The organism is Yoonia sp. I 8.24, assembly GCF_022096995.1.
Classification (GTDB): domain Bacteria; phylum Pseudomonadota; class Alphaproteobacteria; order Rhodobacterales; family Rhodobacteraceae; genus Yoonia.
Genome location: NZ_JACXGQ010000001.1, coordinates 347,678 through 361,266 on the forward strand (window position 1 = coordinate 347,678; position 13,589 = coordinate 361,266).

The 13,589-nt window shown below is 56.8% G+C and carries 12 protein-coding genes; 2 read left to right on the plus strand and 10 right to left on the minus strand.

The features are described 5' to 3' along the window. Positions 1–12: 12 nt before the first annotated feature. Positions 13–291, minus strand: a complete 279-nt coding sequence (yajC, locus tag Yoon_RS01795) for a preprotein translocase subunit YajC (protein WP_238109605.1) — start codon at positions 289–291, stop codon at positions 13–15. A 214-nt stretch (positions 292–505) separates the two neighbouring features. Between yajC and serS the strand changes: the two genes are divergently transcribed. Continuing rightward, entirely contained in the window at positions 506–1,798 is a 1,293-nt protein-coding gene (serS, locus tag Yoon_RS01800; RefSeq protein WP_238109606.1) for a serine--tRNA ligase, read from the plus strand. On the opposite strand, the gene Yoon_RS01805 is transcribed toward serS, so the two are convergent. The 7 genes from Yoon_RS01805 to Yoon_RS01835 form a co-directional block, all read right to left on the minus strand. Next, positions 1,795–2,991 (minus strand): DUF2235 domain-containing protein, encoded by a 1,197-nt coding sequence (locus tag Yoon_RS01805; RefSeq protein ID WP_238109607.1) that lies wholly within the window; start codon positions 2,989–2,991, stop codon positions 1,795–1,797. The genes serS and Yoon_RS01805 overlap by 4 nt on opposite strands. Positions 2,992–3,064: 73 nt before the next feature. Further along, positions 3,065–4,522, minus strand: a complete 1,458-nt coding sequence (gene der, locus Yoon_RS01810) for a ribosome biogenesis GTPase Der (protein ID WP_238109609.1) — start codon at positions 4,520–4,522, stop codon at positions 3,065–3,067. A gap of 50 nt (positions 4,523–4,572) precedes the next feature. Then, positions 4,573–5,865, minus strand: coding sequence for a PQQ-like beta-propeller repeat protein (locus Yoon_RS01815; RefSeq protein WP_238109612.1), 1,293 nt, complete (start codon positions 5,863–5,865; stop codon positions 4,573–4,575). A 23-nt stretch (positions 5,866–5,888) separates the two neighbouring features. Continuing rightward, the gene (locus tag Yoon_RS01820; RefSeq protein WP_238109613.1) at positions 5,889–6,545 is read right to left on the minus strand and encodes a tetratricopeptide repeat protein; all 657 of its coding nucleotides are present in this window, start codon (positions 6,543–6,545) and stop codon (positions 5,889–5,891) included. Positions 6,546–6,652: 107 nt separating this feature from the next. Beyond that, positions 6,653–7,858, minus strand: a complete 1,206-nt coding sequence (locus Yoon_RS01825; RefSeq protein ID WP_238109976.1) for a multidrug effflux MFS transporter — start codon at positions 7,856–7,858, stop codon at positions 6,653–6,655. Positions 7,859–7,933: 75 nt separating this feature from the next. Further along, on the minus strand, positions 7,934–9,754 hold the full coding sequence (locus Yoon_RS01830; RefSeq protein WP_238109615.1) for an ABC transporter ATP-binding protein/permease: 1,821 nt from the start codon (positions 9,752–9,754) through the stop codon (positions 7,934–7,936). 65 nt (positions 9,755–9,819) lie between these two features. Then, entirely contained in the window at positions 9,820–11,001 is a 1,182-nt protein-coding gene (locus Yoon_RS01835; RefSeq protein WP_238109616.1) for a LysM peptidoglycan-binding domain-containing protein, read from the minus strand. Positions 11,002–11,112: 111 nt separating this feature from the next. Here Yoon_RS01835 and Yoon_RS01840 point away from each other — a divergent pair, with 111 nt between their 5' ends. Next, positions 11,113–11,670: a TIGR00730 family Rossman fold protein gene (locus Yoon_RS01840; RefSeq protein WP_238109618.1), complete on the plus strand. Its 558-nt coding sequence runs from the start codon at positions 11,113–11,115 to the stop codon at positions 11,668–11,670. On the opposite strand, the gene rarD is transcribed toward Yoon_RS01840, so the two are convergent. Together rarD and Yoon_RS01850 are read right to left on the minus strand one after the other, a co-directional pair. Next, the gene (rarD, locus tag Yoon_RS01845) at positions 11,607–12,545 is read right to left on the minus strand and encodes an EamA family transporter RarD (RefSeq protein ID WP_238109619.1); all 939 of its coding nucleotides are present in this window, start codon (positions 12,543–12,545) and stop codon (positions 11,607–11,609) included. The genes Yoon_RS01840 and rarD overlap by 64 nt on opposite strands. Beyond that, positions 12,542–13,519 carry a threonine/serine dehydratase gene (locus Yoon_RS01850; protein ID WP_238109620.1) on the minus strand — a complete coding sequence of 326 codons (978 nt, stop codon included), beginning with the start codon at positions 13,517–13,519 and terminating at the stop codon, positions 12,542–12,544. The genes rarD and Yoon_RS01850 overlap by 4 nt, the downstream gene beginning before the upstream one ends. Positions 13,520–13,589 lie beyond the last annotated feature (70 nt).

A 13,589-nucleotide genomic window follows, 5' to 3' on the forward strand; every position in this document is an offset into this window, starting at 1 on the left:
GCCCTTCGGCGGTTAGGATTTCGCCGGTTCGGTTTTGTTCAAAACAGTTGTGATCGTAGAGGTCACAATGCGGACATTCACGCCCGCCGCAATTTCGACTTCAACTTCGTTGTCGTCTTTGACCTTCACAATTTTGCCCTTCACGCCGCCTTGGGTCACGATCTGGTCGCCACGGCGCAGCGCTTCAAGCATCGCTTGGTGTTCTTTCATCTTGCGTTGCTGCGGACGGATAAGCAGAAAATACATGATCCCAAAGATCAGCGTGAGCATTAACAGGTCGGCAGGTCTCATATCGTAATCCTTTAATTCGCAGGGGCCATAGGGCCCTAAAGTCGCGGCACGTTACTGGCGAGATAAGCAATTAGCAACCAGATGCAAGGCTATATCAGGCGCGACACCGCGATTTGAAAGCTTATCAAGCGGCCGCCGACAATTACGGGTTCACTTGCCGCGCGCGATGAGGCATATCACGCGCACGATAAACACCCAATAAAGGACCGATGCTATGCATGATATCCGCGCCATCCGTGACAACCCCGCTGCTTTTGACGCAGCTCTGTCTCGTCGTGGGATGTCACCTGCGTCGTCCGATATTTTGGCAATCGATGAGGCCCGCCGCGCCAAAATTTTGGCCGCTGAGACCGCACAGGCCGAAGCCAATAAAGCCGCCAAAGAAGTGGGCGCTGCCAAAGGCCGCGGTGACGAAGATGAATTCCAGCGCCTGCGCGCGCTTGTCGGCGAAAAGAAAGCCGAAATCGCCGCCCTCAACGACGAAGCCAAAGCCCAAGATGTCGCTCTCACTGATCTGCTGATGGCGATTCCGAACCTGCCCGACCCGTCAATCCCCGACGGCGCGGACGAAGAAGATAACGTCGAGATTAACCGCGCGGGCAGCCCACGTAATTTTGCCTTCACGCCTGTTGAACACTATGACATCCCCGGCATCCGCCCGGGTATGGATTTTGAAACGGCGGCCAAACTATCTGGCAGCCGCTTTGTGCTGTTGTCAGGGGCCGTTGCCCGGCTGCACCGCGCATTGGCGCAATTCATGCTCGACACACATGTTGACGAACACGGGCTAACCGAAGCCATCACCCCCGTGCTTGTGCGCGAAGAAATGATGTATGGCACCGGGCAATTGCCGAAATTCGGCGATGACAGCTACCAGACCACCAACGGCTGGTGGCTGATCCCAACGGCTGAGGTCACGCTGACAAATATCGTCAATGGGCTGACAGTCGATGAATCCTATCTTCCCCGCCGCTATGTCGCGCACACACAGTGTTTCCGATCAGAAGCCGGGTCTGCGGGGCGTGACACATCTGGCATGTTGCGCCAGCACCAGTTCGAAAAGGTCGAAATGGTCAGCGTGACCAAGCCAGAAGACAGCGCCGCAGAGCATGACGCAATGACCAAACGCGCCGAGGCGATTTTGGACAAGCTAGACATCCCTTACCGCACGGTTGTCCTGTGCACCGGTGATCTGGGCGCAGGGATGCGCAAAACACACGACATCGAAGTCTGGCTGCCCGGCCAAAACGCCTACCGCGAGATCGCGTCGATCTCGGTCGCTGGCGATTACCAAGCCCGCCGGATGAACGCACGGTTCAAACCGACAGGCGGCGGCAAACCCGAATATCTGCATACGCTGAACGGGTCAGGTCTAGCCGTCGGGCGTTGCCTGATCGCCGTGGTCGAAAACGGCCAGCAAGAAGACGGATCAGTTGATCTGCCCGCCGTGTTGCACCCCTACCTGCGCGGCAAAACAAAAATCACTGCTGACGGTCAATTGGCCTAAGCAGGTGGGAGCAGATCATCTTTGGTGATCTGCTCTTGCAGATGTAGCATGACGTTTTCAAGCGTCTTGGGCTGATAATCCTTGTCACAAGCGATACGGTCGCGGGCCACCTTGCTGATATCCGCAACGCGGCCTGGCCCTCTGCGGTCCGTTTTTGCGAGCATCATCAAACGGGTCATTACGTTCAGCTTGCTTTTATTCACCAAATGCTCGCGAATATTTTGCCCGTCACGCACCTCTTGCAGAACACGCTGATCCATCTCAAGCCCAACCCGCTCTGCCCCCTTAGCGACCCAATCGCATGAAAACGATGACAGCCCCACGCGGTCCCCACCACCGCCAACCGATCCGTGATCGCCTGGAAACCATTCCTGCCGGTAGGCCCAGTCGTCACGCGTCTGTGGGTCTAACGCAGCATCACTTTCCAACCCAAGGACACGCAAATTCATGGCGTCGAGCTTTTCAGACCAAAGCGCAGGCGGGAAGGTTTTACGGTGTTCATCAATCGAAACAGCGTGGCGCGCCGACGTCACCATGCTGCTCAGATGCTGATCATGGAATTCATGGCGTTTATTGAACAGCTTTGCCGACACCCAATGCCCCGGGACCCCCAAGGCACCAACCGTATCCCAAACCCCCAGATAGTTCACAGCAAGGTTCACACATAGGCCCGGCCGCGTTTTGAGCCGCCATTGCCATTCTTTTTCGCTTGTTGCGGTAAACGGGGCAAAATCAGACCGGAACAAGAAGCTTTCTGGGTCATCGGGATGCGTGTTGTCGCCGCGCGACCGATAGCGGGCCATTGCCTCTCCCAGACGGTGCACATGTTTGCGTGGTGGAATACCGCAAGATCGGATCAACCCGGCCAGCGAGCGCGCAGTATAAGCGCCCCGCGAAAACCCAAAGATAAAAATCTCGTCGCCCGGCTCATAAGAAAAAACCAACGCACAGTAGGCATCTTCGATGTTTTCGACCAGTCCCATGCCCATCGCGCCGCCAAGCTTGCGATCCAGAAACCGTGCAATTGCATTCGATCCGCGCCCCGCGCCCACGCCAAGCACATAAAACACCTCTTGCTTAACGCCATCGTCAGCCGTGTGTTTGACCGCTTGCGCCAGCTGCACAACATTTGTCGGGTGGGCCGCATCATGGCGGTTCCAAGTGCCGTCACAAAAAATAGCAATGCGTTTCATGTCAAATCACCTCTTTAGAATGCGCCGATGGTGCGCATCCTAAAGAAGAGAGGCAAGTCAGAAAATCCCGACCTTAGCGGTCAGACCCACCCTTTTTGAGGTGTTTAGACAGGCGTGACGGCTGTGATGACTTCTTGTCTTTATACGGGTTTTTGTCGCCTTGATCACGCAGGAACAGCCGGATTGGCGTACCGGGCATGTCAAAGTCGACACGCAACCCATTGACCAGATAGCGTTTATAGCTTTCGGGCATCATGTCGGGGTGCGATGTCATCACCACGAACGCGGGCGGTCGGGTTTTCACTTGGGTCATGTAGCGCATTTTAATACGCTTGCCGCCCGGTGCGGGTGGCGGGTGCTGCTCAAGCATCCCTACAAGCCAGCGGTTCAAGTTGGCGGTGCTGACACGGCGGTTCCAGACCTCATGCGCGCGCATGATGGCCTGTTGCAATTTATCGACGCCCTTACCCGTTTTCGCAGACACGGTGACCAAGGGGGCGCCGCGCAGCTGTGGCAAAAGACGTTCAAAGCTTTGACGCAGCTCTTTCAGCTTTGTCTGCTTTTCGTCCTCAATGTCCCATTTATTGACTGCGATCACCACAGCCCGGCCCTCGCGTTCGGCCAAATCGGCAATTCGCAAATCCTGTTGTTCAAACGGGATTTCGACATCAAGCAAAACGACAACAACCTCGGCAAATTTAACGGCCCGTAGACCATCAGAAACCGACAGTTTTTCAAGCTTTTCTTGTACCTTCGCCTTGCGACGCATGCCCGCGGTATCAAAAATCCGCATCGGCACACCGCCCCAATCCTGCTGGACTGAAATCGCATCGCGGGTGATCCCGGCTTCGGGCCCTGTCAGCAACCGCTCTTCGCCGATAATTTGGTTAATCAGGGTGGATTTGCCCGCATTCGGGCGGCCCACCACGGCGATTTGCAGCGGTTTGGATTGCGTCGGAACACGTGGGGCGTCTTCGTCATCATCGCCCACTACAACGTCGATTTCAGGCGCGTCAGCGGCTGCGCGTTCTTCATGTTCATCAAAGATCGGGCGCAGCATATCCATCAGCTCGCCCATACCTTCACCATGTTCGGCGGACATGCGGATCGGCTCACCAAGACCCAGCGAATAAGCCTCTAGGATGGTTGCGTCAGCCGCTTTGCCTTCGCCCTTGTTCGCGGCAAGGATGACGTTGGCGTTTTTCTTGCGCAGGATTTCGGCAAAGACCATATCCGCAGGCAGCACCCCTGCCCGCGCGTCGATCATGAACAGGCAGACGTCAGCCATTTCGACGGCGTGCTCAGTCAGGCGGCGCATCCGGCCTTGCAGGCTGTCATCGGTTGCTTCTTCAAGTCCGGCGCTGTCCAAAACCGTAAACCGCAGGTCCGCGATCCGGCCTTCGCCTTCGCGCAAGTCACGCGTTACCCCCGGCTGGTCATCGACCAATGCCAGCTTTTTGCCAACCAAACGGTTGAACAGCGTGGATTTGCCCACATTCGGACGGCCCACAATCGCGAGGGTAAAACTCATCTTTTCGGCTCCTGACGGATGTTGAGGCCCGCCGATACACCAATCAGAGGCTAACGGAAAGCATGCAATTTGCCATCTTTACTGACAACATAAAGCACCTGCCCTGCAACAACAGGCGCAGAGGCCGCGCCACCGGGCAATTCAACGGTTCCGATCAGCGCCCCTGAGGCAGGATCAAATTGGCGGATAAGCCCATCTGACGACGTCACAATCAGCCGCCCACCTGCCAAAATCGGGCCGTAATGCGCAAAAACGCTGCGCTGCCGCGCTGTTTTGCCTGTTGTAAAGTTCGGCAAGTTCACCCGCCACACAGGATCGCCTGTGTTCGCGTCAAGCCGCACCAATTCATTCAGGTCGTTGACCAAGAAAACCGCGTTGCCGACGGGCCAAACCGGGCTCAGCGCGCCTTCGGCCGCAGTCCAGATCCGGCTGCCATCGCTCAGATCAAGCGCAACGATTCGTCCGCCAAAGTTGCCGACATAAACGCGGTCCCCCACGACGACAGGATCACCCGCAATATCAGTGACCAGCGACACAGCGCTGCCCAAGCGGTCGCCCGAGACAACCGTGCTCCAACGTTGAATACCACCTTCAGGGTATGTCGCAACGACTTCACCAGATGGGAACGGCAGGATTACGGTATCCCCCGCGACCGCCGGGGATGCCCCGCCGCCAAAGTTCGCAATCGACGGCGTACCGCTTTGTTGCCAACGGATGCGGCCATCATTGACATCTATCGCCCACGCCGTGCTATCGCGGCCCACAACATAGACCAGATCGCCGCGCAATGTTGCGGAAGCATTGACCGGCGCGTCAAGATCTTGGACCCAAACGACATCACCGGTAGCCGCATCAAGCGATGTGATTTCACCAAAACCAGTCGTCGCATAGACGCGACCGCCGCCAACCATGACCGCCCCACCAGAAGCATCGCGCGCACGGGCGCGGTCGGGCGTCAAATCGCGGGACCAGACCGGGCGACCATCCACAGTGGTCGCAGTAACAGTTGCACGCGCATCAACAGTATAAACGATACCGCCTGCGACCACCGGTTCAGCGGTGATCCGTGCCCGGCGACTATCGCCTTCGCCGATAGAGACGGCGAACAGCGGCGTCAGGTTAGCCCCCAACGCAGGATGGTTAATCTGATGCGAGGGGCCACCATTGCGGTCGCTCCAATCAGCGTTAACCTGCGCTTGCGGCATGTTCACAGGTTGCACGGTGTTTTCAAAAACAGGTGTGTTGCGCAGGGCAAAACGTTCGCCCGGCAGGATCACGTCTTTTTCACCACATGCGGATAACAACGCCAATGCGAGCCCCGCGCCGAGGAAAGATTTTGCCATCACGGTGCGTTCCAATCCGGGTACTATTGTGTCACAGGCTCGGGCAAAGGTTCGCCCAAGGCAATCATCATATTTTGCACGCGCTCACGCAAGCCCTGCGTTGATGCGGCGTCTTCTTCGATCTGACGCAGCAATACCAGTGCCGCCTCTGTGTCTTGGGTATCTAAATGCACATAGGCGATCTGTTCCATCGCAAGCAAATAATAGGGCTGACCCGGCTGCGACAGTGGCGTCAACGCCGCGACCTTTGCGGCGCTATCTTCATTGGGCAGCATCGCCGCCTTTAACGCAGCAAGATCGCGATACATCTGCGGTGCAGTTTCATCGGCTGACAGCGCAGCAAATGCGCGCGCCGCCGCGTCAAAATCGCCAGCTTCGACCAGCGCAGATGCCGCAAGCATATGCGCCACAGCCGCAGCGCCACCTTCAACAGGTGCGGCGGTTAGGCTCGTGGCGCGCGTTGCGGGATCGGCCTCTACCAATGCATCATAAAGTGCGTCACCTGCGGCTTGGGCGCCTGCAGTCTCTTGGGCGGATTTATACTCGGACCATGCCGCGCCCCCGACCAATGCCAAGACCAATGCAACAGCGATAGGCCCATATTTACGCATCTGCGCATATAGCTTGTCGCGTTTCACCTCATCGGTGACTTCGTCGATAAAACTGTCCGAGTTGCTCACCCTGGCCCCCATTTAACGCTGAATGTTTCACATCCTTTGCGCGTTCATATCGCGAAGCGGCCCAGATGGACAAGTAAGAAGGCGCGCCCTGCGCCCGCTTATCCGATTTACACGCTGATTTGACCGTCGTTTTTCGGTGTCTCGCGGCTCATCAGGCGAAATGTGCGCAACGCCGTCGCCAATGCAAGTACAGAACAAAGCGCAATACCTGCGACCATCGGCACCGCTGTTCCATCAAAGAACAGCCCTGTGACAACAACCATCAGCCCGCCCGTCACCATCTGCAATGTGCCACCAAGGCTCGAGGCGAGGCCTGCAATTTCGCCGTGCGGGTCAAGTGCAACGACCATCGTGGTTGGCAGAATCAGTCCCAGACAGGCATTGGCACAAAACAGCCCCACGATGACGACGTAAAGATTGGCAAATCCTGCTAATCCGACCAGTAGTAGCGCAATCGCACACCCCGCGAACCCAATGACCGCGCGGCGCATCACTGGTAAAATGCCGTATTTCTCTCCCAAAGGAGCAGCCAATTGTGATGCCGCGAAAAAGCCAACCGCGTTCACGGCAAAGGCCAGACTAAACCCTGTCGGGGTTAGACCAAATTGATCGGTGTAAACAAATGAAGCGCTGGCGATAAACACCATAAAGCTTGAAAAGCCAAAGCCGCCAATCAGTGTAAGCCCCATGAACACTGGATCGCGGACCAATGTTTTTGTCCCAGCCCATAGGTTCGCGATATTCACGGGTACGCGGTGTTCCGATGCCAGCGTTTCGGGCAAGGCCATGCCCACCAAAACGAGGCTCAACATGGCAACCAGCGCCAGCACCCAAAATATGATCTGCCATCCCCCAAAGACAATCAGCCCTGACCCAACCAACGGCGCGAGCATCGGAGATACAGAAATCACCAACATGATCATCGCCATCAATCTGGTGGCTTGGGTGCCCGTATGCATATCGCGCACAATCGCCCGCGGCACGACCATCAACACAGCCCCGCCCAAACCTTGCAACGCACGCGCGGCAATCAGCCAGCCAATGCTTGGGGCCAATGCACAGCCTACGGCGCCCAAAATGAAAATCCCAACACCGACATAAAGGGGCCGCTTGCGGCCAACTTGGTCGGCCCAAGGCCCGTAGAAAAGCTGGGCCAAGCCAAAGGCCACGAAATACGATGTCAGCGTGAGCTGTACCGTCGTCACCTCAGCATCAAGCGCCAAAGCAATTGCAGGCAACGCAGGAAGATACATATCAATCGCAAATGGACCAACAGCAGAAAGAAGCCCTAGGATTAGGGCGGCACGAAGCATCGACATAGGTAGACCTGATATTGTGTGGAGTTTCCTTATCAGTAGGGGCAGTCTTCGCGCATTGCAACCGCTGTATTAGGCCGCATTCTCTTCGGACTGGCGGTTCCACAACAGCGCGTAGCGCCCCGCTTTGGCCAACAATTCATCGTGCTTGCCCTGCTCGACAATGATCCCGTTTTCTAACACCACAATCTGATCCGCATCCGCAATGGTCGACAGGCGGTGGGCGATGGTGATCACGGTCCGGCCCTGCCCCATTGCTTTCAGCTCAGCCTGAATTTCCATCTCGGTCTGGGTGTCCAGTGCTGATGTCGCCTCGTCCAGCAAAAGGATCGGTGGGTTCTTGAGCAAGGTGCGCGCGATGCCCACCCGCTGCTTTTCTCCGCCGGAAAGCTTCAACCCGCGCTCTCCGACGCTGGTCTGATAGCCATCGGGCAAACTGATCACAAAATCGTGGATCTTAGCCGCTTTAGCGGCCGCGATGATTTCATCCTCACGCGCGCCGGGACGGCCATATGCGATGTTGTAGTGAATGGTGTCGTTGAACAGCACGGTGTCCTGCGGCACCACACCAATTTGCGCATGCAGGCTTTCTTGGGTGACATCGCGCAGGTCCTGCCCGTCGATTTTCATCGCGCCGCCATTTACATCGTAAAAGCGGAACAGCAGCCGTCCGATAGTCGATTTCCCAGACCCAGAAGAGCCGACAATCGCTACCGTTTGGCCCGGTTCAACCGTCAGATTGATCCCCTTCAGAATCGGACGCGCTGCATCGTAGCCAAAGGCAACGTCTTGCAATGTCACCTGTCCGCCCGTCACATCCAATGCAGCCGCATTCGGTTTGTCCTGGACCTCAGCGGGCTGTTCGAGCAAATCAAACATATCGCCCATATCAATCAGCGCTTGGCGAATTTCCCGGTACACGGTGCCCAGAAAATTCAGCGGCATCGTGATTTGGATCATATAGGCGTTCACCATGACGAAATCACCGACGGTCAAGCTGCCATTCTGCACGCCCATTGCCGCCATCACCATCACGGCCACAAGGCCGCTGGTGATCAAGACGGATTGGCCAAAGTTCAAGAATGCGAGCGAATAATTGGTACGGATCGCCGCCTTTTGGTATTCCGCCATCGCCGCATCATAGCGATTGGCCTCCCATTTTTCGGCCCCGAAATATTTAACGGTTTCAAAGTTCAACAGGCTATCAATCGCCTTTTGGTTGGCGTCGGTGTCTTGCTCGTTCATGATCTTGCGGATCTTGACGCGCCATTCTGTGACCTTAAAGGTGAACAGAATATACAGTGAAATCGTCACAAAAACGACGGCCAAGTACCAGACATCAAACAGAAAAAATAAAACCGTAGCGATCATCAACAGCTCAAGGATCAGCGGGCCGATGCTAAACAGTAAGAAACGCAGGAGGAATTCCACACCTTTGACACCGCGCTCAATCACCCGGCTGAGCCCGCCGGTCTTGCGCATGATATGATAGCGCATGGACAGGCGGTGAATATGGGTAAATGTCTCAAGCGCAAGCTGACGCAGCGCGCGTTGCCCCACGGGCGTAAACACCACGTCGCGCAATTGCTGAAAGCCCACGGTCATCAGCCGCGCGATCCCGTAAGACAGTGTCAGCCCAACCGCGCCAAAGCCTAGAAAGGCCGCAGGCGATGCGCCGTCAGGGGCCAATGCATCGACAGCTTGTTTATAGAAAAGCGGCGTTGTGACCGCGATCAGCTTAGCGGTGAACAAAATCGCCAGCGCAAGCACGACCCGGCGTTTGACCCAAGGTTCGGACTGCGGCCACAGATAAGGCGCAACGCGCCGAATGACATCCCAACCCTTCACTTTGGTATCATCAAGGTTGGCAGATGTTGTCGCTAAATGACGCATGTTGGCACTCCGGCTGGCAGCCCTCTACTTAGGCTGCACCTCGCCTGATTACCAGTGGCCTTTGCCTATTGGCTGACCTCAGGCATCCGAAAAATCTGCCCCGGATAAATCAAATTTGGATCGCGGATCAGGTCGCTATTCGCCTCGTAGACTTGTACATAGTAGACACCGTTACCAAGGGTTTCTTCCGCTATCGCCCAAAGCGTCGCACCGGGTTGTACGGTCCGCACCGCGACCTCAAATCCGTCAGCGCCCGTTTCTTCAGCCAAAACAGCGGCCACATCCGCCGCTTCTTCGCGTTTAAACGGTGTTTCCAGCCGCGATACCACATCGCCCGCATTATCAACCTCATCAACGCGCAGCGTATAAATCCCGGTCTCAATTTCGGGCAGATCAATTTGCCAATCGCCGCCTTCGGTAACCGGTGAGGTCGTCACAGGTTCATTATCAAGGTAAATTTGAACCGCCCCATCGCCCACTGCACGGCCTGACAATTGCACTTCGCCTGCGGGGTCATAGGTAATGGCATCCAGCCCGACATTTGGCGCGGGAAGCGTTGGTCCAGATTGCACCACACGCACCCCCTGCGCATCAGCCTGAAGCACTGTTGGCGCTGCCGGAGGTTCGGGAGCCGCAATTGGCGCAGCAGCGACTTCGGGTGCTGCGGGTGCCGCTGGTGCAGCGGGCTGGGTCGCATTGCTGGTTTGCGCAGGTGCAGCCGTCGGTGCCTGCGGCGCGGCCGATTGGTTTGACAATTCGGGCACTGCAAGCTGTGCCACAACTGGCGCAGGTGCGGCAATCGGGGCCACGATATAGCTGGTTTCAGACCGCAGCGCCGCCGCATCCGGGTCCGCGACAAGCGTCAGGCTGCGCGGTGCATCCGACACGCCCGCCATCGGCAAAGCCACGAAATTGCCTGCGCCATCTGCCGTCACGCGCTCTAACTCTGTGCCACCAAGCATGATCGCAATCTCTTGTCCCGGATCAGCGCGGCCTGCAATCACCATGGCCCCATCCGTTTCGACCCGAAACGTATCAAACTGAGGACCTTGGGGGGCTGCTGGTTCTTCTGGCGAGACTTGCGCGGTCTCTTCAACTGGGACGGCCACTGCTGGGCTGTCCGTCTGCGCGATGGATTCGGACGCATCGCGTTCAGGTGCGAACCTCAAACTAACTGCCCAGACGGCGACGACGGCAATCGCGCCAAGCGCAAGCAGCACAACTTTGGATTTGGATGCTTCGGTCACGTCTTTTCCCCTCACAGGCCATTGTATTCGGTGCCCCCACCGCACATGGTTAGGCCACCGTAACCACGCCACATTCGGGCGTCAAAGTGAAGCTGCACAAAAAGGGTCCTTATGTCTACATTTCCAAAATCTGTCTGCGTCTATTGCGGCTCGCGCGATGGCGTATCCAACGCCTATGCAGACGCCGCCGAAGCCACAGGCAAAATGCTGGTGCGCAACGAGTGGCGTTTGGTTTATGGCGCCGGCGATGTAGGCCTGATGGGGCGGGTCGCAAACGCGGTGCAAGCAGCGAACGGTAAAACCTTTGGGGTCATCCCCACACATTTGTTGGATTGGGAGGTCGGAAAACGCGATCTCGATAGCTTTGTCATCACCGAAACCATGCATGAACGCAAAAAGGTCATGTTTATGAACGCCGACGCGGTCGTGGTCTTACCCGGCGGCGCAGGATCGTTGGATGAATTCTTTGAAGCGCTGACATGGCGGCAGCTGAATTTACACGCCAAGCCGATTGTCTTGCTGAATATTGACGGGTTTTGGGACCCGTTGTGGGGGCTACTGGAACATGTCGTGGCGCAAGGGTTCGCTTGCGATGATATCTTGTCCTATGTCACGATCGTGCCCGATGTCGCCGCGCTTGAAACCCGTTTGCGCGCGGCCCTTTCCTGACGCAAGGCCGTAACGGAATAGATAATCACCCCGCCCCATATCATCGGAAAAGCAATCATATGCACGGTGCCGAATGGTTCGGCAAAGATAAGCACCGCGACCATGAATTGCAAAGTGGGATTGATATAAAACGCGATGCCGGTTGTCGCCATTGACACCCGGCGCGCGCCATAGCTGAACATCAGAAGCGGAATTGACGTGATCGGCCCCGCAAACATCAGCATCAAACTGTCGGATAGGTTATCGCCAAATGCGCCACCTGCTCCGCTGCGGAACCCTTCGAACCCTGCGAAATGCACGCCGATCAACCAGACAATCGCGAGCGGCAAGACAAGGGTCACCTCGGCTGCGACGGTTAACATTGGCCCCGCCGAGACGGCTTTTTTGATCAGCCCGTAGATCGCAAACGTACCCGCCAGCGACAGCGCAACAATTGGGATCGTGCCAAGCCCCACGGTCAAGACCGTGACCGCCGCGAGCACCAGCCCAATCGCCAGCCATTTGATCGGGCTTAAGGTCTCGCCCAAGGCGAAGCGTCCGATCAGCACCGACAAAAGCGGATAGATGTAATAGCCGACGCTGGCCTCGGTCGATCTGTCAATTTGCGAAGATAGGATAAAGATAAACCAATTCGCGGAAATCATCAAAGCGGCAAGCAGCATCAGCATCTTCTGCGCGCGGAGCAGTGCAAACATCTGCGTCATGCGGCCTTGGATCAGCAAAATCGCAGCGAAGAATACAAATGACCACAGCGCACGGTGCGACAACACCTCTAGCGGAGGTACATGTGACAAGGCCTTGTAATATATCGGCGATAGCCCCCAGATCACGCAGGTCGCGATGATGGCAATGATCCCCTTGCCCGTTTCCGTCATTGGGCCAATTCGCCCATCAACTCTGCATATCGGGTCAGCGAAATATTTGATCCGCAGGCGATGATACCAACATGACGGCCCTTAAGTTCATCGCGCAATGGCCCAAGAATAGCCGCCAATGACGCAGCACAGGCAGGTTCGGCCGTGATCCGCAGGTTGCGTTGATAATGATCCATCGCGCGCAGCATCTCTGTATCTGCGACACGCACGATCCGGTCAACATGCGCGGCGGCAACACCATATGAATAAGGCATCGCATAGGGTGCCCCAAGGCTATCGGCAATCGTATCAACACGATCCAATGTCACGGGTACCCCAGCGGCAAAGCTTTGGTACATGCTATCGGCGCCAAAGGGTTCAACCCCAATGACGGTTGCCGCGGGCTTGAGCTGTTTAATCGCACAGGCCATGCCGGAAATCAGCCCGCCGCCACCGATGGGCACGACATAGGTATCAACCTGCGGCGCTTGACGCTGATATTGCGCGCCGCAAGTCGCGGCCCCCAAGGTCATATGCGCGCCTTCAAACGGATGCATCAAGGTGCGCCCGACATCTGCGCAGGCATTCATCGCCGCAAAGGCATCCGCCATCGTATCATACAGCTGCACCGTTGCGCCCAGGGCCTCGCAGCCTGCGATCCGCGATGGATCCACCGCGCGCGGCATACAAATCAATGCATCGACACCGGCCGCCTGCGCGGCCCACGACACGGCCAATGCATGGTTGCCACCGCTCGCGGCGACAACGCCAGCGGCGCGCTGATCGGCATCAAGCTGCAGAATGCCAAGATAGGCCCCGCGCGCCTTAAACGATCCGGCCTGTTGAAACAGCTCAAGCTTAACCGTGACGCTTGCGCAATCAGGCAAGACGCTTTCCCAGCGCGCCGAGGCCAATGAGAGGACGGGCGTCTCAAGCAAAACCCCGTCTAACTGCTTGGCAGCTGTTTCAATCGCCGACAGATTTGGAATGGACATCACACACCGATATTGGAGAGTTCAGGCGACTGTTTCACGGCCCCTATTCATTGTCTACACATGAAATGAA

Excerpts from the sequence above, each read along its gene's own strand:
- yajC (WP_238109605.1), bottom strand. The coding sequence starts at position 291 with ATGAGACCTGCCGACCTGTTAATGCTCACGCTGATCTTTGGGATCATG.
- serS (WP_238109606.1), top strand. The coding sequence starts at position 506 with ATGCATGATATCCGCGCCATCCGTGACAACCCCGCTGCTTTTGACGCA.
- Yoon_RS01805 (WP_238109607.1), bottom strand. The coding sequence starts at position 2,991 with ATGAAACGCATTGCTATTTTTTGTGACGGCACTTGGAACCGCCATGAT.
- der (WP_238109609.1), bottom strand. The coding sequence starts at position 4,522 with ATGAGTTTTACCCTCGCGATTGTGGGCCGTCCGAATGTGGGCAAATCC.
- Yoon_RS01815 (WP_238109612.1), bottom strand. The coding sequence starts at position 5,865 with ATGGCAAAATCTTTCCTCGGCGCGGGGCTCGCATTGGCGTTGTTATCC.
- Yoon_RS01825 (WP_238109976.1), bottom strand. The coding sequence starts at position 7,858 with ATGCTTCGTGCCGCCCTAATCCTAGGGCTTCTTTCTGCTGTTGGTCCA.
- Yoon_RS01830 (WP_238109615.1), bottom strand. The coding sequence starts at position 9,754 with ATGCGTCATTTAGCGACAACATCTGCCAACCTTGATGATACCAAAGTG.
- Yoon_RS01840 (WP_238109618.1), top strand. The coding sequence starts at position 11,113 with ATGTCTACATTTCCAAAATCTGTCTGCGTCTATTGCGGCTCGCGCGAT.
- rarD (WP_238109619.1), bottom strand. The coding sequence starts at position 12,545 with ATGACGGAAACGGGCAAGGGGATCATTGCCATCATCGCGACCTGCGTG.
- Yoon_RS01850 (WP_238109620.1), bottom strand. The coding sequence starts at position 13,519 with ATGTCCATTCCAAATCTGTCGGCGATTGAAACAGCTGCCAAGCAGTTA.